The sequence below is a fragment of the Streptomyces sp. NPDC096132 genome, from assembly GCF_044763345.1.
GTDB lineage: Bacteria > Actinomycetota > Actinomycetes > Streptomycetales > Streptomycetaceae > Streptomyces.
The window spans coordinates 112,277-133,108 of the sequence record NZ_JBIWGA010000017.1 but is presented as its reverse complement, the minus strand read 5'-3'; the positions used below and the strand labels follow the sequence as shown (position 1 = coordinate 133,108).

The 20,832-nt window shown below is 73.9% G+C and carries 16 protein-coding genes; 10 read left to right on the top strand and 6 right to left on the bottom strand.

Annotated features, from left to right (window positions below; translation table 11 throughout):
* Window positions 1-12: 12 nt before the first annotated feature.
* Window positions 13-1,080, bottom strand: coding sequence for an ABC transporter substrate-binding protein (locus ACIRF9_RS34240; RefSeq protein WP_403830228.1), 1,068 nt, complete (start codon window positions 1,078-1,080; stop codon window positions 13-15).
* A gap of 307 nt (window positions 1,081-1,387) precedes the next feature.
* Between ACIRF9_RS34240 and ACIRF9_RS34235 the strand changes: the two genes are divergently transcribed.
* The 7 genes from ACIRF9_RS34235 (at window position 1,388) to ACIRF9_RS34205 (ending at window position 6,016) form a co-directional block, all read left to right on the top strand.
* On the top strand, window positions 1,388-1,744 hold the full coding sequence (locus ACIRF9_RS34235) for a sortase-dependent protein (RefSeq protein WP_403830437.1): 357 nt from the start codon (window positions 1,388-1,390) through the stop codon (window positions 1,742-1,744).
* Window positions 1,741-2,382: a class F sortase gene (locus ACIRF9_RS34230; RefSeq protein WP_403830226.1), complete on the top strand. Its 642-nt coding sequence runs from the start codon at window positions 1,741-1,743 to the stop codon at window positions 2,380-2,382. Before ACIRF9_RS34235 ends, ACIRF9_RS34230 begins: the two co-directional genes overlap by 4 nt.
* The gene (locus tag ACIRF9_RS34225) at window positions 2,379-2,885 is read left to right on the top strand and encodes an RNA polymerase sigma factor (RefSeq protein WP_403830224.1); all 507 of its coding nucleotides are present in this window, start codon (window positions 2,379-2,381) and stop codon (window positions 2,883-2,885) included. The genes ACIRF9_RS34230 and ACIRF9_RS34225 overlap by 4 nt, the downstream gene beginning before the upstream one ends.
* Window positions 2,869-3,402, top strand: a complete 534-nt coding sequence (locus tag ACIRF9_RS34220) for a hypothetical protein (RefSeq protein ID WP_403830221.1) — start codon at window positions 2,869-2,871, stop codon at window positions 3,400-3,402. Before ACIRF9_RS34225 ends, ACIRF9_RS34220 begins: the two co-directional genes overlap by 17 nt.
* A 77-nt stretch (window positions 3,403-3,479) precedes the next feature.
* On the top strand, window positions 3,480-4,439 hold the full coding sequence (locus tag ACIRF9_RS34215) for a hypothetical protein (RefSeq protein WP_403830219.1): 960 nt from the start codon (window positions 3,480-3,482) through the stop codon (window positions 4,437-4,439).
* Window positions 4,440-4,497: 58 nt separating this feature from the next.
* The gene (locus tag ACIRF9_RS34210) at window positions 4,498-5,160 is read left to right on the top strand and encodes a hypothetical protein (RefSeq protein WP_403830216.1); all 663 of its coding nucleotides are present in this window, start codon (window positions 4,498-4,500) and stop codon (window positions 5,158-5,160) included.
* Window positions 5,132-6,016 (top strand): inositol monophosphatase family protein, encoded by an 885-nt coding sequence (locus tag ACIRF9_RS34205; protein ID WP_403830214.1) that lies wholly within the window; start codon window positions 5,132-5,134, stop codon window positions 6,014-6,016. Before ACIRF9_RS34210 ends, ACIRF9_RS34205 begins: the two co-directional genes overlap by 29 nt.
* Here the strand turns inward: ACIRF9_RS34205 and ACIRF9_RS34200 are convergent.
* Window positions 5,970-7,379: an SLC13 family permease gene (locus tag ACIRF9_RS34200; RefSeq protein ID WP_403830212.1), complete on the bottom strand. Its 1,410-nt coding sequence runs from the start codon at window positions 7,377-7,379 to the stop codon at window positions 5,970-5,972. The genes ACIRF9_RS34205 and ACIRF9_RS34200 overlap by 47 nt on opposite strands.
* Before the next feature lie 92 nt (window positions 7,380-7,471).
* Here ACIRF9_RS34200 and ACIRF9_RS34195 point away from each other — a divergent pair, with 92 nt between their 5' ends.
* Window positions 7,472-13,282 carry a TIR domain-containing protein gene (locus ACIRF9_RS34195; protein ID WP_403830210.1) on the top strand — a complete coding sequence of 1,937 codons (5,811 nt, stop codon included), beginning with the start codon at window positions 7,472-7,474 and terminating at the stop codon, window positions 13,280-13,282.
* 4 nt (window positions 13,283-13,286) lie between these two features.
* Here the strand turns inward: ACIRF9_RS34195 and ACIRF9_RS34190 are convergent, their stop codons facing one another.
* Both ACIRF9_RS34190 and ACIRF9_RS34185 read right to left on the bottom strand, forming a co-directional pair.
* Window positions 13,287-14,174: a hypothetical protein gene (locus ACIRF9_RS34190; protein ID WP_403830207.1), complete on the bottom strand. Its 888-nt coding sequence runs from the start codon at window positions 14,172-14,174 to the stop codon at window positions 13,287-13,289.
* 89 nt (window positions 14,175-14,263) lie between these two features.
* Window positions 14,264-15,424 (bottom strand): serine hydrolase domain-containing protein, encoded by a 1,161-nt coding sequence (locus ACIRF9_RS34185; RefSeq protein WP_403830205.1) that lies wholly within the window; start codon window positions 15,422-15,424, stop codon window positions 14,264-14,266.
* A 259-nt stretch (window positions 15,425-15,683) separates the two neighbouring features.
* Here ACIRF9_RS34185 and ACIRF9_RS34180 point away from each other — a divergent pair, with 259 nt between their 5' ends.
* The gene (locus ACIRF9_RS34180; protein WP_403830202.1) at window positions 15,684-17,378 is read left to right on the top strand and encodes an RNA polymerase sigma factor; all 1,695 of its coding nucleotides are present in this window, start codon (window positions 15,684-15,686) and stop codon (window positions 17,376-17,378) included.
* Window positions 17,379-17,393: 15 nt separating this feature from the next.
* On the opposite strand, the gene ACIRF9_RS34175 is transcribed toward ACIRF9_RS34180, so the two are convergent.
* Both ACIRF9_RS34175 and ACIRF9_RS34170 read right to left on the bottom strand, forming a co-directional pair.
* Window positions 17,394-18,080: a glycerophosphodiester phosphodiesterase gene (locus ACIRF9_RS34175; RefSeq protein WP_403830199.1), complete on the bottom strand. Its 687-nt coding sequence runs from the start codon at window positions 18,078-18,080 to the stop codon at window positions 17,394-17,396.
* Window positions 18,081-18,130: 50 nt separating this feature from the next.
* The gene (locus tag ACIRF9_RS34170; RefSeq protein WP_403830197.1) at window positions 18,131-19,237 is read right to left on the bottom strand and encodes an adenosine deaminase; all 1,107 of its coding nucleotides are present in this window, start codon (window positions 19,235-19,237) and stop codon (window positions 18,131-18,133) included.
* 193 nt (window positions 19,238-19,430) lie between these two features.
* Between ACIRF9_RS34170 and ACIRF9_RS34165 the strand changes: the two genes are divergently transcribed.
* Window positions 19,431-20,516: a DUF4190 domain-containing protein gene (locus tag ACIRF9_RS34165; RefSeq protein WP_403830195.1), complete on the top strand. Its 1,086-nt coding sequence runs from the start codon at window positions 19,431-19,433 to the stop codon at window positions 20,514-20,516.
* Window positions 20,517-20,832 lie beyond the last annotated feature (316 nt).

Here is a 20,832-nt window from a genome sequence, read left to right as displayed (position 1 = left end):
GTTCTCCCTCGCTCACTTGCCGATGAGCTTGTCGACCTCGGCCTGCGAGATGTCGTTGATCGGGTAGGAGTCGTCGGGCTCACCGGCCTTGGCGTACTGCGCGAGATTGCCGTCGGTGATCTCGGGGAGCGGGACGTCGATGTCCTGCGGCACCTTCACGCCCTCCCGCTGGGCGACGGCCGCCTCCAGGGCGATCACCGAGAGGTAGTTGGGCTGGGCGGTGGCCAGGGAGGAGAATCCTTCCTTCTGCTTGCTCTGCCACAGCTTCAGGAAGCCGTTGTAGTTCTCGCCGGTGATCGGGACGAGCTTCTTGTCCTGCTTGACCAGCGTCTGCAGCGCGGCCGCCGACAGCGCGCCGCCCTGCGAGAAGACCCCCTGGATGCCGGGGTGCGCGGAGTACGCCGAGGCGAAGGCCTGGGCGGCCGGGGCGAGGTTGTACTCGCTGTGCACATTGCTGACGATCTTGATGTCGGGGTACTTCTTGAAGACCTCGGCGGCCCCCGCCCACCGGTCCTCGCTGACGGCCACGCCGGCCGGGCCGTTCATGGCGATGATGTCGCCCTTGCCGCCGAGCTTCTCCGCCAGCCAGGTCGCCATCATCGAGCCCCAGGCCTTCTGGTCCGTGCCGACTCTGATCACCTTGGTGGAGGTCGGCAGCGAGTCGAAGGCGACCACCGTGATGCCCGAGGCGACCGCCTGCTCCAGCGCCGGGTTGAGCGCGGTGGAGGAGCCGGCGTCGACGAGGATCACGTCGTACTTCTGCTGGATCATGGCGCGGATCTGGGCGATCTGCTGCGAGGTGTCGCCGTTGGCGTTGAACGTCTTGAACGAGGACACCTTGCCCGCCGACTTCAGCTTGTCGACGTCCGTCTGCAGCATCTTCAGCGTCTGCTGCATCCACGACGGCGTCAGATAGATCGTCGACCAGCCGACCTTGAGGTCCTTGGCCTGAGCGGGAGACGCGCTGTCCTCGGCGGCCGCCGCGTCGGTGCCGGACTGGACGTTGCACGCGGTGACCCCGGTCAGCGCGCAGAGGGAGGCGGCGACCGCCACCGCACCACGTACGGAACGTGCGTTCATCGAAGTTCCTCGAATCCCTCGGAAGGTGTGCCCGGGCCGTAGAAACGGCCCGGATGACAGGTGGGTTGGGGGGAGGACCGGTCTGTTGAGAGGGGAACGTAGGAGGTTCGCCAGGCCGGGCACCACGTCTGCAACACAAAATTTCGCATTGCACAACATGCCCCCTCACCTCCCCTTTTTCGACTTTGCCAGTTCTTTACAACCTGCTTCCCGGTTGCCTCGTCTCTCCGCTCGATCCGTCAACGGGCCGCTGACCGACGGCCCCGCGACGACGGACCGATGAAAGAGAGAGCGACACATGCGACTCATGTCCCGAACCGGCCTTGCCGCCCTGGCGTTCACGGGGACCGCCCTGCTGGCCGGCGCGGCCCCGGCCTTCGCCGACGGGGCGCCGTCCGCGGTTCCCAGCACCTCCGACGTGGCCGAGGCGAGCAAGGCGCCCACCGACGCCACCCCCGCCCCCGCCGAGGACTCCACCACGGCTCCGTCCGCCGTGCCGAGCCAGGTCGGCGTCGTGCCCAGGGGCGCCGCCGACACGGGCGTCGGGGAGACCTCCGAGGGCCACGGCGGGCTGATCGGCGGCGGCGCCGCGGCCGTCGGCGTGTTCGCCGCGGCAGGCGCGGGCGTCTTCGTCGTACGGCGCCGGAGGGCGACCGGCGCATGAGCCCCCTCTCCAGGCGCGCCCTGGCCGCCGCGGCCCTCGCCGTCCTGCTCACGGGCTGCGGCGGCACCGCGGCCGACCGGACCGACGACCGGGCCGGCGCCCCCACCACCCCCAACGCCTCCCCGCCGTCCCCCACGCGGACCACGCAGGCCGCGCGTCCCCTCGCGCGCTCGGTGCCGGTCACGCTGCGGATCCCGGCCATCGGGGTCGACACCCCGGTGATGCGGCTGGGACTGGCGGCGGACGGCACGGTGCAGGTGCCCCCGGTCGAGGCAGACGACCGGGCGGGCTGGTACGGGCACTCGCCGACGCCGGGACAGACCGGACCGTCGGTGATCCTCGGCCATGTCACCGTCGGCCGGTACGGCGACGGTGTCTTCCGGCACCTCGACCGGCTGCGCCGGGGCGACCGGATCGCGGCGCGCCTGGGGAACGGCTCGACGGCCGAGTTCGCCGTCACCGAGGTACGGACCGTCGACAAGGCGGACTTCCCGACCGAGGACGTCTACGGGAACGTGGACGGGCCGGAGCTGCGTCTCATCACGTGCGGCGGTCCCCGCAGCGGGGACGGCTACCGCGACAACGTGATCGTCTTCGCCGCGCTGACCTCCGCCTCGACCTCCGCGGGAGAACGTTGAAACGGCCCGCTCGCTCCCGTGAGCGTGAGAGGGCGGCGTCCGAACTGTTCGCCGCCCTCTACCCGCGCCTCGCCGGCTGGTGCCGCCGGCTCGTCGACGACGACGGGACCGCCCACGAGATCGCCTCGGAGGCGTTCACCCGGCTCTGGGCCCGCTGGACGTCCGTGGCGGAGCCCCAGGGCTTCCTCTACGTCACCGCCGCCAACCTGGTCCGCGACCACTGGCGCAAGCTGGAACGCGAACGCCGGGCCGTGCGCCGGGCGACCGTGGAGGCCGCGGTGAGCCCGGCCGCCGAGGCGGACGACCCGTCCGTCCGCCTGCTCGTGCAGTCGCTGCCCGACCGGCTGCGCGTGCCGATCATGCTGCACTACTACGCTGACATGCCGATCCGGGAGGTGTCCGTGCTGACCGGGCGCAAGGAAGGAACCGTCAAGGCCGACCTGCACGCGGCCCGCGAACTGCTCCGCGCCCACTTGAGGAGAAGCCTTGATCACACCCGCTGACGACTTCGACGACGGCCCGGACCTCGACCGCCCCGACCCCGACGACCCGCTCACCGTCATCCTGCGGCCGGCCCAGGGCCGTCTCGCCCCGCCGCCCGGCCGGTTCGAGGAGATCCGCCGGGGCGCGGTCCGCCGCCGGGTGCTGCGCACGGCGGCCGGGGTCGGCGCGACCTGCGCCGTCGCCGCCCTCGCCGTGCTGCTGCCGCTGCGGCTGACGGCGCAGGAGTCGCCCGCCCGCCCGACGGTCCCGCTCGCCCCACCACCGGTGAGCGGCAGCCCGTCGACCGGAACCGACGCGTCCACCGGCCCCGACCCGTCGACCGTGCCGAGCCCGTCGACCGCTCAGGACCAGTCGGCGACACCCGCACCGAGCATGCCGACCCCCTCCAAGGACTCCGGGACCCCCGGTGTCCGCGACGCCACCGACAGCCCCAGTGCCGTTCCGGACAGCGTCCGGTCGTCCACCACCGCGGGTGCGCCGTCGGAAGCGCCGTCGGCGTCGAGTCCGCGCCGTTGAGGCCGATTTACACGCCGTAGCCGTCGACCGGTCGATGCTTCTACCATGGAAGTCGCCGTCGGGGGAGGGTGGGGGACGTGTCGCGCAGCACACCGCAGCCGTCGGGGCGCCGGCTGGAGGACTCGATCGCCTGGGCGGTCCGCAACGCCGACGGAGTCGTCGCCATCGGAGTGGCCCTGACCGTGGGCCTGCTGGACCTCACGGACGAGGGCTTCGACAAGGGCAACGACATCGCCAGCAGCGCCATCCTGCTGGTCCTGGCCGCGCTGGTGTTCGGCTCCCTGACCGAGCGCCGGCGACGGATGGCCGACATCCGGGCCGCCACCGCCGAGACCGGCCGGGCGATCGAGGACCTGGCCATGGTGCGCACGCTGGCCGGACCCGAGGTGGGCATGGCCCACGAACAGGCCCGCCGCACCACCGCCCGCTGGGTGTTCAAGGGCGGCACCGGCACCTATCTGCGGGCCGTCACCCTGCCGCAGTGCGTCCTGGAGGCCCAGCGGCAGCGCCGCGCCCTCAGCATGAAGATCGACATCGTCAACCCGGCCGACGAACGGGTCTGCGAGGCCTACGCCCGCTTCCGGCGCACCTTCGGCCACGGCGACACCGCCGGCTGGACCACCGAACGCACCCGCAAGGAGTCGTACGCCACCGTCCTGGCCGCCGGCTGGCACCGGCAGCGGCTGGACACCCTGGAGATCGACGTGCACCTGAGCTCCGTGGCCCCGGCCCTGCGCTTCGACCTCTCCGACACCTGTCTGATCATCACCCAGGACGACCCGCGCCGCGTCAGCCTGTACGTGGAGCGGGACCGGCCGCTGTACGACTACTACGTCACCGAGTTGCACCAGAGCCGCGAGCAGGCCGTCAAGCTCGATCTGCGGGAGGCCACCGAGCTGAGCGACGAGCCGACCGTCGACGAGGTCAGACGTCTGCTGGACCGGCTCGGGCTGCCCCTGCCGACGAGTTACACCGACCGTGACGTCGGCGACATCATCGACAAGGCGCTGCGCGCGGAGGACCCCTACCGCAGGTGAGCCCCCGCGGGTGCGAGCGCCGTTCTTCGGTCTTTCGAGTTCGGTCGAGGGGGAGACGATGGACTACCCGGCCCTGGAACGGGCCGCCCGGCGGGGTGAGTCCGCCGAGCTGGTGCGGCACGCCGCATCGGAACTGCAGCAGGTCGTGTCCGGCCACCGCCCCCTGCGCGCGGTGCGCCATCCACTGGGGTTCGTCTGTCTGCCCGTGCTGAGGGACGGGGCGGACGGCGTCTGCGTCCATGTCTTCGGACCGACGGACCCGATCCTGACGGACCACCAAGTGCACTCGCACAGCTGGGACCTGATCAGCACCGTGCTGTACGGACAGCTGGACAACCGGCGGATGGGCGTGGCCGAGGAGAGCGCGCGGCCCACCCACCGGGTGTTCGAGGTGCACAGCCGGCCCACCGGCGTGGACGAACTGCGGCCCACCAGACGGCTGGTGCGCTGTGAGCCGGGCCCCGGCCAGACGAGCTCACGGGGCCAGACCTACGCCCTTCCGGCGGGTGAGTTCCACACCACCGTGGTGCCGGACGGCCGTCCGACCGCCACCCTGGTGCTGGGGCGGACGCTGCCCGGCCGGGCGGACCTCTCCCTGGGCCCGTTACGGGCCCCGGGCCACCGGGTGGTCCGCAGGATGTGCGACGCGGCCCAGACCGCCCGGATCGCCCAGGCCGCGCTCAGGAGGATCCATGAGCCCGAACTCCCGCCCGACGTCTGACTTCACCGGGGAGTGCCGTACGGCCGTGGCGGCCGCCGAGGCGGCGGGGGCGCTGCTGCGCTCCCGCTTCCCGGACGGCTTCACGGCCCGCCCCAAGGGCGAACGCGGCGACGTCGTCACCGACCTGGACCTGCTGGCCGAACGCCTGGTGGTCGACCGGATCCGCGCCGACTTCCCGCACGACCGGATCCTCGCGGAGGAGACGGGCGACGCGGCCGCCGGCGACGGAGGCGCCCGCACCTGGCTGGTGGACCCCCTCGACGGCAGCAACAACGTGGTGATCGGGCTGCCCGTCTACGTCGTCGGCATCGCCCTGTGCGTCGACGCGCTCCCGGTGGTCGGGGTCGTGCACGAACCGGTGACCGGCCGCACCTGGTCGGCCCGGCACGGCGCCGGCACCTACGGCCCCGCCGGCCGCCTCGCCCCCGCCCCCCGCCCCCCGTCCCCCTCGGGACCGCTCCTCGCCTGGACCCAGGGCCATGCCGTGGGCCGCCACGACCCCGCCGCCCGCGCCCTGCGGCACACCCTGGAACTCCGCTCCCGGCGGCTGCTCCAGCTCTGGGCCCCGCTGGTCGCCTGGACCATGCTCGCCCGGGGCGACATCGACGGCTTCGTCGGCTACCGCGCCGAGGCGATCGACCTGCCGGCCGGCGCCCTGCTGGCCCGCGAGGCCGGGGTGGCCCTGCGCCGGCTGGACGGCCGCCACTTCACCGCCGGCCACACCGGCCCCGATACGGACCGCTCCTTCGTCGCCGGCCGCCCCGAGATCCTGCCGACCCTGCTGGACCTGGTGGCCACCGCGGCTGCGGCTACCGCGTCAGCGCCAGTGCTGTCACCGACGCCGCGACCGCGCTGACCGCCAGGACCGCGCCCGTGCCCATCAGCCGGGCCACCGGGACCCGTACGCCGTACGCGACGCACCGCTCGTACCAGAGCAGGGTCGCCAGGGAGGCCCACGGCGTCACCACCGGACCGGCGTTGGTGCCGATCAGGAGGGCGAGGAGCTGGTCGTGGTTGCCCACCGGGACCGCGCCCTCGCCCGCCAGGTAGACGGGCAGGTTGTTCAGGGCGTTCGACAGCCCGGCGCCGACCGCCGCCGCGCGGAACAGGCCCAGGGTGCCGCCGTCGTGGCCGACCGCCGAGGCCAGCAGTTCGTGCAGCCCGTGCGCGTTGACCGTTTCCACCACCAGGAACATCCCCGGCACCATCACCAGCAGCCGCCACGGCACGAGGGACCAGCGCAGCGCCGTACGGTCGCGCACCGCGAACACCCCGACGGCCACCGCCGCGGCCGTCGCCGACGCGATCCACAGCTCCACGTCCGCCACCAGGATGGCCAGCAGGAAACCCCCGCAGGCCAGCGCACAGGCCCGGAACACGACGGGGTCCGCGGGCCGGTGCGGGCCGGGCGGCACATAGCGGTCGTCGCCCTCCGAAGCCTCGGGACCCTCAGCCCGTACGTCCTCCACCCGCGCGGCCCCCGGGCCGCCTCCCGGAGCGTTCCCCGGAGTTCTCTCGGCCTTGCTTCCCGGGGTTCTCTCGGCCTGGCCTCCCGGAGCCTTCCCCGGAGTACTCTCCGCCTTGCCTACCGGCGTGTTTCCCGCCCTGTCCCGCGGCCCGTCCCCGGGGCGTCCGGCGGGCGCGGCCGTGCGCCGTCCCCGGCGCCAGAAGAACCCCCACAGACAGGCCATCGTCACCGCGATCGCGGCCAGCTGCGGTGCCCACATCCGGCTGGCGAGCCCCAGGGGCGACAGCGCCACCCGGTCCGCGGCCAGCAGGTTCGTCAGATTGGAGACGGGCAGGAGCAGGCTCGCCGTGTTGGCCAGCCACACCGTCGTCATGGCGAGCGGGACCGCCGCGATGCCGACCCGGCCGGCCAGCGCCAGCATCACGGGCGTCAGGAGCACCGCCGTGGTGTCCAGATTGAGCGCGACGGTCGTCACGGACGCGAAGGCCACGCACAGCAGGAACAGCAGCGGATAGCTGCCCCGCCCCGCCCGCGCGACCCGGGCGGCCACCACGTCGAACACCTCGGCCCTGCTGGTCAGTTCGGCCAGCACGATCACCGTGCCGAGGAAGGCCAGCAGCGGAGCGATCCGGATCGTCGCGTCGCCCGCGTCGGCGGTCGGCAGCAACCCCGAGGCCACGCACACCAGCCCGGTCACGAGCAGCCCGATCGCCACCCGGTCCAGGACATGCAGACGCCTTAAGACAGACACGGGGGAAGGGTCGCACAAATGTGCTCCCGCGTGACCAGGGGGTTGGCGTGAAACCAGTCCAAAACGACGCTCGTCCATTGCATCATGAATATATGGGGGACCGTCAGATGACCGGTGACACCGGGCCGTTGGACTTTTTCGTCAGTTACTCGCCCGCCGACGAGCGCTGGGCGTCCTGGATCGCCTGGACGCTGGAGGAAGCCGGGTACAGAACCGTACTCCAGGCCTGGGACTTCGTGCCGGGCACGAACTTCGTCGACTTCATGGACCGGGGCGTGAGCGAGTCCGCGGCCGTCATCGCCGTCCTCTCGCGCAACTACGAACGGTCCCGGTACGGCCGGATGGAGTGGCAGGCCGCCCTGCGCGCCGACCCGGACGTGCCCGAGCGGCGGCTGATCACCGTCCGGGTCGAGGACATCCCGGTGGAGGGGCTGCTCGCCACCATCACCTACGTCGACCTGGTGCCGGTCACCGACCCGTCCGCCGCCCGCGACCTGCTGCTCACCCGCGTCCGGCAGGCCCTCGACGGCCGGGCCCGGCCCAGCCTGCGCCCCGACTACCCGGGCAACGGCCGGGCCGTGCCGCCCGCCCCCGCCGTCCCGGTCGCCCCGCGCACCGGCCGGCCGCTCGGACGACCCGGATGGGCCGGTCGCCGCAGGCCCGCCGCGCAGCCGGCCTACCCACGAGTCGCCGGGGACCTCGCGGTGCGCGAGGCGGTCACCGTGCTGCACCTCGCCGGGCCCGCCTTCGGACGCGGACAGGATCCGGCCGAATTGCAGGCGGCGATCTGGGGAGACCTCGTCGAGCTCACCGACGCCGGCGCGCCCTCCCCGGACCTGCTGGTCGTCACCGGCGACCTCACCGCCTCCGGCAGCCCCCGCGAGTTCGACCAGGCCCTCGCCTTCCTCACCGGACTGCGCGCCCTGCTCGGCCTCGAACCGCACCGCGTCGCCCTCGTCCCCGGCGGCCACGACGTCAACCAGGCCGCCTGCCGGGCCTACTTCAGCACGTGCGAGGCCGACGAGATGCCGCCCCGGCCGCCCTACTGGCCCAAGTGGCGCCACTTCGCCCGGGTCTTCCAGGAGCTCTACCAGGGGCTCGACGCCGTCTTCGACAGCGACCAGCCCTGGACCCTGTTCCCGGTGCCCGAACTGCACACCGTCGTCGCCGGACTCAACTCCTCCATGGCGTACAGCCACCGGCCCGACGACCAGTACGGCATGGTCGGACCCGAGCAGGCCGCGTGGTTCGCGCAGGCCCTGAGGCCCTACGAGGAGGAGGGCTGGCTGCGGATCGGCGCGCTGCGCCACGCCCCGGGGACGGCCCGGCAGGGCGCGCCGCGCGGGGCCGCCCAGGACGGCTCCGGGCCGCTGCGCGACAGCGAGGTGCTGGCCCGCCTCACCGCACCCCGCCTCCACCTGCTGCTGCACGGCCCGGCCGGGGCCGGCGCCCGCCCGGTGCTGACCACCGCCTCCGGCGAACTGCCGCTGCTCGGCGCCGGCGCACCCGCCCGGCACCAGCTGCTGCGCATCACCCGGGACGGCCTCGCGACCTGGCCGGGACCCGGCGCACCGCGGCGCGACCGGGTCGAGTGGCGCCGCGCCCACCGCGCCTTCGGCCCCGAGGACAGCACCGCGGCCGATCCGGAGGCGGGCCTCGCCCCCGGCCCCACCTCCGACCCCGAGCCGCGGGCCGTGCGCTCCCCGGCGGAGGTGCTGCTCGCCCGCGTCGCCGAGGTCTGCCGCACCCGGCACGAGGGCGCCCAGATCCGCCCGGTCGACGGACCCGTGCCCCAGCTGCTCGTCACCTGGACCCAGTCGGGCTTCGTCCGCCAGCAGCGCGTGGCCGTGCACACCGGCACCCCCACCGCCCAGGACGTCGACCGGGTCGTCGCCCTGGTCCACGCGGCCGACTCCGAGACCGAGGCCGAACTCGTCCACGACGGCCCTCCCCCGGCCCGGGACCTGCGCGACCTGGCCCGCCGCAGAGGCGTGCGGGTGCGCAGCTTCACCGAGTTCCAGGGCCTGCTCGACCTGCGCACCTACGTCGGCGCCCAGAGCGAACGGCTGCGCACCGACCCCCGCTACCCCCCGGGCATGTACCTGCCCCAGCGCTACCGGGAGGTCGAGCGGCTCGACGCCGAGGACCGCGACGGCCTGGTCGACGACATGCTCCGCCTCCTCGACTCCGACCAGGGCCGCTTCCTGCTGCTGCTCGGCGACTTCGGCCACGGCAAGACCTTCGCGCTGCGCGAACTGGCCCGCCGCATCCCGTCCGAACTCCCGCACCTCGTCCCGCTGCTGGTCGAGCTGAACGCGCTCGACCGGGCCTACTCCTTCGAGGGCCTGGTCGCCGCCCACCTCGCCGCGCACGGCGTCGACAACATCGACCTGCGGGCCTTCAGGTACATGCTCCAGCAGGGCCGGATCGTGCTCCTCTTCGACGGCTTCGACGAACTCGTCACCCGCGTCACCTACGACCGCGCCGCCGAACGCCTCCAGGTGCTCCTGGACTCGGCCGTCGACAACGCCAAGATCGTCGTCAGCAGCCGCACCCAGCACTTCCGCTCCCAGGGCCAGGTGCTCACCGCCCTCGGCGAACGCGTCGGCCTGCTCCCGCACCGCCGCGTCCTGGCCGTCCAGGAGTTCACCCCGCAGCAGATCCACGCCTACCTGGTCAACCGGTACGACGGCGACGAACGCGCCGCCGACCGCCGGGTGCGCCTGCTCGACGCCATCCCCGACCTGCTCGCCCTGTGCCGCAACCCCCGTCTCCTCGGCTTCGTCGCCGACCTCGACGACGACCAGCTGCGGGCGGTCGCCGGCGCCGGCCGCGCCCTCAGCCCCGCCGGCCTCTACCAGGAGGTCCTCACCGCCTGGCTCACGTTCGAGCAGCACCGGGCGACCGGCGGGCCCGGCCGCACCCCCGGACTCAGCCTCGACCAGCTGTGGAACGCCGTCACCGCGCTCGCCCTGCGGCTGTGGCAGAGCGGCCAGGAGTCGCTGCGGCTCGACGAGCTGACCGACGTGGCCGAGACCCTCACCGGTCTCGCCGACAGCCGGCTGTCCGCCGGGCAGGCCGCGCACGCCGTCGGCTCCGGCAGTCTCCTCGTCCGCAGCGAGGCCGGGGTGTTCCGGTTCATCCACGGCTCGGTGGTGGAGTGGCTCATCGCCCGCGAGTGCGCGGTACGGCTGGTCGCCGGGGACAGCGCCCTGCTCGCCCGGCGGCAACTCAGCCAGCTCGCCGTCGAGTTCCTCTGCGACCTCGCCGATCACCGCGCCTGCCAGGAATGGGCCGAACGCACCCTCGACGCCGCCGACGACGAGGTGGCCCGAGCCAACGCCGTGAAGATCCTCTCCCGGCTGCGGGTGCCCGCCCACACCGATCTGCGCGGCGCCGCACTCGCCGGGGAGGACCTCTCCTACCGGGACTTCTCCGGCGTCGACCTCACCCGCGCCGACCTGACCGACGCCCGGCTGATCGGCGCCAACCTCTCCGGGGCGGTCCTGCGCGACGCCCGGCTGACCGGCGCCCGGCTCGACGGCGCCGACCTCACCGGCGCCGATCTGCGCGGCGCCGACCTGCGCCGGGCCCGGCTGATCCGCACCGATCTGACCGGCGTCCGGGTCGCGGGCGGCCGCTGGCAGCGGGCCGCGCTCATCCGGGCGACCACCGATCCCGATCTGCCCGACGCCCCCGAGCTGACGCCGGCCGCCCTCGCCCCGGGCATGGCCGTCGACTCCGGCTTCCGGCCCTCCGCGGTCGGTGTCCCGTACGGCTTCGACATGCGCACCAGCCGGCTGCCCGAGCCCATCTCCTACAGCCCCGACGGCGAACTCCTCGCCGTCGGCGCCGAGGACGGCGGGGTGCTGGTCTGCGACGCCGCCACCGGCACCGCCCTGCGGACCCTGGAGGGCCACACCGACCGCGTCTACGCCGTCAAGTTCCGCGAGCGGGTCCTCGCCACCGGCAGCGCCGACGGCACCGTACGCCTGTGGGACCCCGTCTCCGGCCGCTGCCGGCATCTGCTGCCGATCCACCCGCGCGGGGTGTGGCCCCTCGCCCTGGACGCCGACGGCTCCCTGATGGCCACCGGCGACGCCGACGGGGTGGTCACCGTCTGGGACACCGGCTCGGGCACCGCCCTGCACCGGCTGCCCGGCCACTCCGCACCCGTCTACACCGTGGCCTTCGGACCGGGCAACGCCACCCTGGTCACCGGGGACGCCTCCACCGCCGTACGGCTGTGGGACCTGGCGACCGGGCGGCGGATCGGTGAACTGCCCGGCCACCACAGCGCCGTGTACCGGGCGCGGTTCAGCCCCGACGGCACCCTGCTCGCCACCGGCGACCGCGGGGACGGGCGGCTGGGCGGCACGGTGCGGATCTGGGACCTCGCCGACCGCTCCCTGCGGCACGAGTTCACCGGGCACACCGGCCGTGTCTACACCCTCGACTTCCATCCCGGCGGCCGGTTCCTGGTGAGCGGGGACACCGAGGGGGAGGTGCGGCTGTGGGACCTGACCGCGGGGGCGGGTGCCGGACTGCTCGGCGGCTGCCGGGGGGCTGTGTACCAGGTCCTCTTCGACCCCGACGGCACCCTGCTCGCCGCCGGGGACAGCCAGGGCGTGGTCCGGCTCTGGCGCATCGCGCCCGAGGCCGACCCGGTGGCCGTGCCGCTCACCCGGCAGCCCGCCGAGCACCGCGGCTCGGTCTGGGTCTGCAAGTTCCGCCCGCACGGCGACACCCCCGCCCCGGACACCGGAGCCCTGCTCGTGACCGGCGGCAACGACGGCGTCGTACGGCTCCACGACCCCGCCACCAGCCAGGGCCGCCGCATCCTGCGCGGCCACGGGCGGCGGATCGGGACGCTCTCCTTCAGCGCCGACGGCGCGATCCTCGCGGCCGGCGGCAACGACGGGGTGATCCGTCTGTGGGACTCCGTCACCGGACGGCGGCTGCGGGAGCTGACCGGCCAGAGCGACCGCCTGGTCTCGGCCGTGTTCAGCGCCGGCGGCAGCCTGCTGGCCACCGCGAGCAGCGACGGCGACATGTACCTGTGGAACGCCTCGACGGGTGAGTACCAGCGCGAGATGGACGTCGAGACGGACCACGTCTGGGCCGAGGCGTTCAGCCCTGACGGCGAACTGCTCGCCACCGCCAACGACGACGACACCGTACGGCTGTGGTACCGGGCCACCGGGGCGCATGTCGTCACCATCGGCGAGCACTTCGGGCGGGTCCGCTCCATCGCCTTCCGGCCCGACGGGGAGGCCCTGGCCACCGGCTGCGACGACCGCAAGGTGCGCGTCTGGCACCTGGCCGAGCGCCGGATCACCGCCGTCCTCGACGGCCACACCGACCGGGTGTACGCCGTGGCGTTCGCCCCCGACGGCTCCTGGCTGGCCAGCGCCTCCTGGGACGGCGACGCCGTGATCTGGCGGGACGGTGTGGCAGTGCACCGGCTTTCCCGGCACACCGGCAAGCTGTGGACGGCCGCCGCGCACCCGCTGCGCCCGCTGCTCGCGACGGCCGGCGACGACCGCACGGTCCGCCTGTGGGACGCGCACACCGGCCGGGAGACGGCCGCGCTGAGCGGCCACACCGGGCGCGTCCTGGCGGTCGCCTTCAGTCCCGACGGCTCGCTGCTGGCCAGCGGCGGCGAGGACGGCACGGTCCGGCTGTGGGACGTTCCGGCCGACCGCCCGGCGGCCCTGCGCGCCACCCTGGTCGGCCTGCCGGGCGGCTGGGCCGCGCTGGCGCCGTCCGGCGGCTACAAGTACGAGGGGGACGTCACCGGCGAGTTCTGGCACGCGGTCGGCATGTGCCGGTTCGAGCCGGGGGAGCTGGACGGCCATCTGCCGGGGGTGCGCAATGTGCCGCCGGAGGAGCCGCTGAGGTGAGTGGTCAGTGGCCGGTGCGCACGGTGAACGCCGCCGTGTGCACCGTGTCGCCCGCCTTGAAGTCCAGGAACAGCCGGTAGGTGCCGGCGCTGGGCGTGGTCGCGGCGAAGGAGACGTCGGGTCCTGACGTACGACCGTCCTCCGCCTCGTCGTGCGGGTGCACGTGCAGGTAGGCGAGGTCGCCGGAGCGCAGGGCGACCAGGTGGCCGTAGGCGCCGAGGTAGGGCTGGAGGGCGGTGACCGGCCGGCCGTCGCGTTCGACGGTGAAGGTGAGGTCGCTCTCCGCGCCGGCCTCGAGGCTCCCGCCGAGGGTGACGGTGTAGCCGTCGACGGTGGTCGTGGCGGAGGGCGGGGGCGGTGCGGTCGCCTCGTACCGCCCGGTGACGGTGAGGTCGGAGCCCAGGGTGAGGCCCTCCTGCGCCCCGGCCGGGCGGAAGTCGGCGAAGACGCGGTAGGAGCCCGCCGCCGGGAGGTCGACCGGTGTGCTCCAGGTGCCGTCCGGGTCCCGGGTGGGGTGGAGGTGGCGGTAGGCGGTCAGATCGCGGGAGGCGACGATCAGGTGGAGCTGCTTGGTGTGCTCGGTCTCGTAGGCGGTGACCGGGTCGCCGTGCGCGTCCCGGACGGTGAGGCGCAAGGTGCCCGGGCGGCCGGCGGACAGGCTCCTGGTCTCGAGATCGAGGGTGTAGCCGCTCTCGGAGACCTGGAGCCCGGCCGGCGTGAGGCGGACCGGTTCCGCCGTCGCCGGGTTCGTCGTCTCTGCGTGCGCCTCCCCGTGGGCGGCGGGCCGGGACGGCGGGGAGCCCGATCCGAACGCCGCCCCGATGCCGTAGGCGGCGCCGAACACCACGGCGAGCGTGGCGGTGAACGCGCCGATCGTCTGGAGGGGTTTCATCGCGGGCTCCCGTCGCTGCTTGATACCCCCGAGGGGTATCCGGAAGCTCAGGCTATACCCCTAGGGGGTACCCCGCCACTCCTCCGCCACTACTTCAGCGCGGCCAGGGCGATCCGCTGTGCCACCGGGTTCATGCCCTCCCCCTTCGCATTCGTGGAGTTGACCGAGTACACGAGTGTCCGGCTGAGATCGCGGGTCGCGCCGAGCATCGTGCTGTAGCCGTAACGGGCGCCCGTCTTGAGCCACAGGACCTTCCCCCCGTACTCGAAGCGCTGGAGTCCCGCGCTGTAGGAGGCGCCCTCGATGCCCGTCGGGACGGTGAACATCTCCCGCAGCTGCGGCCCGGGGACGATCCGGCCCCGGAAGAGGGAGGTGAGCAGGCGCTCCAGGTCGGCGGTCGTGGAGATCATGCCGCCGGCCGCCTCGTCGGCGGGGATCCAGTCGGTGACGTCGACGAACCGCGTGCTCCCGTCGGCCTGCTCCACCGCCTGGTAGCCGTGGTTGTGCGGGCCGAGGATGCGCGCGGAGGTGCCGGGCAGGTACGTCCGCGTCATCCCGGCGGGGCGGAACACCCGCCGGGCGGCCTCCGAGGAGTACGAGTGCCCGGTCACCTTCTCGATCAGCAGGCCGAGGAGGGTGTAGTTGATGTTCAGGTAGTGCTGTCGTGTCCCCGGCGCGAACTCCGGCCCCTTCGCCGCCGCCGAGGCCACGACCTCCTGGGGGGTCTGGTACTCGAAGCGGTGCGCGTACAGCTCCTCGAAGGAGTACCCGAGGCCGTCGCCCGCCGGGATCCCGCTGGTGTGGTTCAGCAACTGCCGTACGGTGATCGGCTCGAAGTCCCGGCCCAGGAGCCCGGGCAGATAACGCTGGACGGCAGTGTCCAGGCCGACCCTGCCCTCCGCCGCGAGCTGCAGGACGACAGCCGCCGTCACCACCTTCGTCGTCGAACCGGCCCGGAAGCGGGCGTCCGGATCCGCCGCCCTGCCGCTCGCCAGGTCGTGCACGCCCGCGCTGGAGCGCCAGGTGCCGTCCGTGCCGCCCACACGGACGAGGGCGGCGGTCGCGTTGGCGTCGGGGAGGCCGGAGATCGCGGCGGCGAGGGCCTGTTCGTCGAGGGCCTGTTCGTCGAGCGTGTCCGCCCGCTGGACGACGGGTGCGGCGAACGCGGGGGCGGCGGCCAGCGGTCCGGCCGCCGCGAGGGCGAGGACGAGGGAGGCGGCGAGGACGGTGGTGCGGCGGCGAGCGCGCATGCGGGATGTCTCCTGAAAGGGTCGGCGGATCGAAGGTTCGTGATGATCTTCCGGCGGGGCGCGCGGGAACGGATCCTCACCGAGGAGGGCGCCCGCCCCTGACCGAACCCGGAGCAACTGCCCTGGCAAATGGTGGAGTTGTGGGGGCCGTCCCCTACGGGTGCGGAGAAAAGTGTTATCCGGAGGCCGTCCCTCCCGTCCCCTCGGGTGTGATCTCCGACATTGCCAACAGCGGGGGCCCGGCTGAGAGGGTGCGGGCATGAGGACGTACGCCGAGGCCGGCCGGCACTGGCACGCCACCATCGCCGCCGCGCAGGCCGGTGACCGGCAGGCGCTGGACGAGCTGGTGGCGGGCTGGCTGCCGCTGGTCTACAACATCGTCGGCCGCGCCCTGAACGGCCACGCCGACGTCGACGACGTCGTCCAGGAGACCATGCTGCGCGCCGTCGACAACCTCGGCTCGCTGCGCGACCCCGACAGCTTCCGCTCCTGGCTGGTGGCCATCGCCATGCGACAGATCCGCGACCGCGCCCGCCGCAGGACGGATCGGCACCTCGACGAGAGCGCGGCCCACGACGGCGCCTCCGACTTCGCCGAACTCACCGTGCTGAAACTCCAGTTGGAAGGACAGCGGCGCGAGGTCGCGGAGGCGGTGCGCTGGCTCGACGACGAGGACCGGCAACTGCTCTCCCTGTGGTGGCTGGAGGTGGCCGGCGAACTCACCCGGCGCGAGCTGGCCGCGGCCGTCGGCATCAGCCGGCAGCACGCCGCCGTGCGCGTCCAGCGGGTGAAGGAACGCCTGGAGGTCTCCCGGGGCATCGTGCGCGCCCTCGACGGCGCCTGCCCTGACCTGCGCGAGCTGACCGCCCGCTGGAACGGCCGCCCCGACTCCGTCTGGCGCAAGCGGCTGGCCCGGCACATCCGGGGCTGCGGCTACTGCGGCGACGCCCGCGAATCCGTCGTACCGGCCGAACGGCTCCTCGTCGGCATCGCGCTCGTCCCCGTCCCGGTCGGCTTCACGCTCTCCCTCGGTCTCGGCGGCAAGACCGCGGTGGCCGCCGCGGGTTCCGCCTCCGTCGGCTGGTCCGCGAAGGTGCTGGGCGTGCTCACCAAACCGGCCGTCGCGGTGACGGCCGGGGCGACCCTCGCGGCGGGCGGCGCCTACGTCGTCGTACAGACGCCCGACGACCCGCCCCCGCGCGCGGCCACCGTCCCCACGGCGGCGAGCACGCCGGCCCGACCGCCGTCCTCACCCACCCCGTCCCCGTCCGCCTCACCGTCGGCGTCCCCCTCCCCGTCGCCGTCCGCGACCAGGAAGAACACGGCCCGCTACGGCGGTGTCGTCGACGCCGTCGACCGGGCGCCGGACCCGGACACCCCGCCCGGGGCCCTGCCGCACCGGCCCGCGTCCGGCCTCACCAGCACCGGCGGCGCGCACGCCACCATGAACCACCGCGGGGACAGCGTCACACTCAGCGGCCAGGGCTATGTCCTGGTGCGCTGGCAGATCTCGCCGCAGTACCGGGCCGGCAGCCTGGTCATGCCGAGCTGGACCGGACTGCGGGGCAAGGTCTTCCACGTGGCCTCGGGCGGCGGCCGCCGCATGGACGACCCCGTCAGCAGCACCGACCCCACCTCCACCGGCATGGGCAACTCCGCCACCGGCTACGCCGTCCTGCCCGCCGGCACCCAGCAGATGTGGCAGAACGAGTACTTCTACGTCGACGGCAGCGTCACCCTCACCGTGAACGAGCGGGGCGCCGACTACGGCCTGAACGTCTTCCCCACCACCTGGGACAAGGTCGAGGAGGACATCACCTACGGCCCCGACCGGGGCGCCACGCGCTACGGCCTCGTCCGCGACACCGGCGGCGACGACACCCCCGTACCGCAGTACCTCACCCGGACGACCCCGTCCGACCCGGCGACGGTGGCCCAGCGCTCGAGCGTGTAGCGGTGCAGTGGGCTGTCAGAGCTGCTTGCGCAGAGCGGTGAGGACGTCGATGCGATTGGTGGTGATCGAGTCGACGCCCAGGTCGACGAGGCGGCGCATGGAGCGGCGGGTGTCCGGGGTCCACACGGAGAGCAGGTAGCCGTCGTGGTGGACGCGGGCGGCCAGGTCGCGGTCGACGAGGGAGAAGCGGTAGTTGAGCCAGCGGGGCCTGACCGCGGCGAGCAGGGCGGGACGGGGCGGAGCCAGGCTGGTCCGGGTCAGGGCGATCTCGGCGGAGGGGTCCGCGGCACGGACCGACAGCATCTCGGCGGCGCCGGCACAGTAGTAGACGCGCTCGGCCGCCCCCGCTTCCCGGACGGCGTCCACGACCCGGCGGGCCTCGCGCTCGGTGCGGGTCCCCGGCAGGTCCACCATCACCCGGCTGCCCTCCGTCACCGCGAGCGCCTCGGCGAGGGTCGGCACCCCGCCCGCCGTCAGCCCGCGCACCTCGGCGGCCGACAGCGAGCGCAGCGGCCGGTCCAGCTCCCACAGCCGCTTCAGCGTCTCGTCGTGCAGCAGCACGGGCACACCGTCCCTGGTGAGCCGTACGTCGAACTCGACGGCGTCCGCGCCCAGGGCGAGCGCGGAACGCAGTGAGTCGAGCGTGTTCTCACGGAAGCGGTAGGGGTCGCCGCGATGGGCCACGGCCGTCAGGTTCTGCATGGGGGCCATTGTGTCCGGGGTCCCTCATGTCCGGGGGCCTCAGGGGATGGTCAGGGGGCGAGCCAGTCGGCCGTGAAGGTGTCGATCTCGTCCTTGATCCGGCTCTTGCCGGCCTCGTCCAGGAAGGACGCCTCGACCGCGTTCTTGGCGAGGTCGGCGAGGCCGTGCTCGTCCAGGTCGAGGAGGCGGGCGGCGACGGCGTACTCGTTGTTGAGGTCGGTGCCGAACATCGGCGGGTCGTCGGAGTTGATCGTGACCAGGACCCCGGCCCGTACGAAGTCCTTGAGCGGGTGCTCGTCGAGGGTGCGGACCGCGCGGGTGGCGATGTTGGAGGTGGGGCACACCTCCAGCGCGATGCGGTGCTCGGCGAGGTGCGCGAGCAGCTTCTCGTCGCGCGCCGAGCTGGTGCCGTGCCCGATGCGCTCGGCCCGCAGGTAGGTCAGCGCGTCCCACACGGTCTCGGGGCCGGTCGTCTCACCGGCGTGCGGCACCGACCGCAGCCCGGCGGCGATCGCCCGGTCGAAGTACGGCTTGAACTGCGGCCGCGGTACGCCGATCTCCGGACCGCCCAGGCCGAAGGAGACCAGTCCCTCGGGGCGGATGCGGTCGTCGGTGGCGAGCCGCGCGGTCTCCTCGGCGGACTCGAGCCCGGCCTCGCCCGGGATGTCGAAGCACCATCGCAGCGCGGTGCCGAACTCCGCCTCGGCGGCCTTCCGGGCGTCCTCGATCGCTTCCATGAACGCCAGTTCGTCGATCCCGCGCCGGGTCGAGGAGAACGGCGTGATCGTCAGCTCGGCGTACCGCACCTGCTGCCGGGCCAGGTCCCGGGCGACCTCGTACGTCAGCAGCCGGACGTCCTCCGGGGTGCGGATGAGGTCCACGACCGAGAGGTACACCTCGATGAAGTGGGCGAAGTCCGTGAACGTGAAGTAGTCGGCCAGGGCCTCGGGGTCCGAGGGCACCCTGGAGTCGGGGTGCCGGGCGGCGAGCTCGGCGACGATGCGGGGGGAGGCGGAGCCGACGTGGTGGACGTGCAGTTCGGCCTTGGGCAGCCCGGCGATGAAGGCGTGCAGATCGCGGGGACCGGCAGCGGCGGCGTCCGCGGTGGGGCCGGCGGGGGCGCCTGCGGAGGTGGAGGCGTCGAGGCGGTCGGTCAAGGGGTCCTCCCCGGGACGGCGTCCCGGGCCGTGAGAGGGCCGGACGGGACGCGGGTGATCGGCTGATCGGTGGGTCAGGATCATCGTAGGCGGGGAGGAGGGGAGAGGGGCGGGGCGGGCCCTGGCCGGTTTGCGTGGGCGCGCCTGCTCGGGCCGTAGCATGACGGAACGTACGACAGAGGGGATCCCTTGCATGTCCGACGACGCGCCGACTCCGGCCGCGCCCGCACCCGACCCGACGGACGGGCCACGGGACGCGGCTCCCGAGGTGCCGTTGGACAAGGTGCCCTTGGACAAGCCGCGGTCGGACGAGTCGCCGTCGGGCACGGGTTCCCCGCCCGACCCCGCGACCATACCCGGTGACGGCACGGCCCACTTCGGCACCGCGACCGAGCCGCAGGCCCCTGTAGGCGACGTGACAGCGCAGCCTGCGGCGGCCGCCGACGCCCCGCAGCCGCCTCCGGTGGCCGACGCGACTGTGCAGCCCCCGGCGAGCGCCGTCACCTCGCTGCCTCGGGCGTCCGAGGCAGCCGTACCCCCTCCGGCGGCCGCCGGGGTGCCGCTGCCTCCGGTAGGCGACGTAACAGTGCAGCCCCCGGCGAGCGCCGTCACCTCGCAGCCTCGGGCGTCCGAGGCAGCCGTACCCCCTCCGGCGGCCGCCGGGGTGCCGCTGCCTCCGATAGCCGACGGCACAGCCCGGCCCCCGGCGAACGGCGTGCCCCCGACCCCCGTCGACGGCGCCCCCCAGCCCTGGGCCAGTCCCGTCGTTCCCTCCGGGAACGGGGCCTTCGCCTCCTTCCCGCCGCCGAATGCGGCCACGGTGGCGGGCGGACCGCCGCCGCACCCCGTGATGGGGGCCGGCGGGCCGCCGCCCAACCCCTTCGCGCCGCCCCTCGCCCACACCGGCGCAGTGCCGCCGCCACCGATCTCCCCGGACGGCCCGGGACAGCTTCCGTACGGCTACCCCGGCGGCTACGGCTACCCCTCTCCTCCACCCCCGGCTGGTTACTACTGGCCCGGTGCGCCGCAGGGCGAGAGCAACGGGATGGGGATCGCCGGGATGGTGCTGGGGATCGTCTCGGCCGTGGTCTTCTGCCTGTGGCCGCTGGCCATCGTCCTGGGCATCCTGGGCATCGTCTTCGGCGCGATCGGCCGCAGAAAGGCCACCCGGGGCGAGGCCACCAACCCGGGCCAGGCCCTGGCCGGCATCATCTGCGGCACCGCAGGCATCGCGCTCGGCGTGGGCCTGGGCGCCCTGGTCATCCTCGCCCCGGTGTAGACGGCCCGCCCGCGCCGCGGGCCCCGGCAGGCCTCGGGCCTCGCTCGCCGGGGTAACGCTCCGGCGGGCGATGTTCCGGGCGGCCGGTTTCCGCGGCCCTCCGCCCGGCTGCTGCGGGCCCCGCAGGCTCGCGGGCCTCGCTCGCCGTGTCGGTGGTCTGGCGGGCGATGTTCTGGGCGTGGCCAGTCGCTGTGGCCTTCCGCGCGGCTGCTGCGGGCCTCGCAGGCTCGCGGGCCTCGCTCGCCGTGTCGGTGGTCTGGCGGGCGATGTTCTGGGCGTGGCCAGTCGCTGTGGCCTTCCGCGCGGCTGCTGCGGG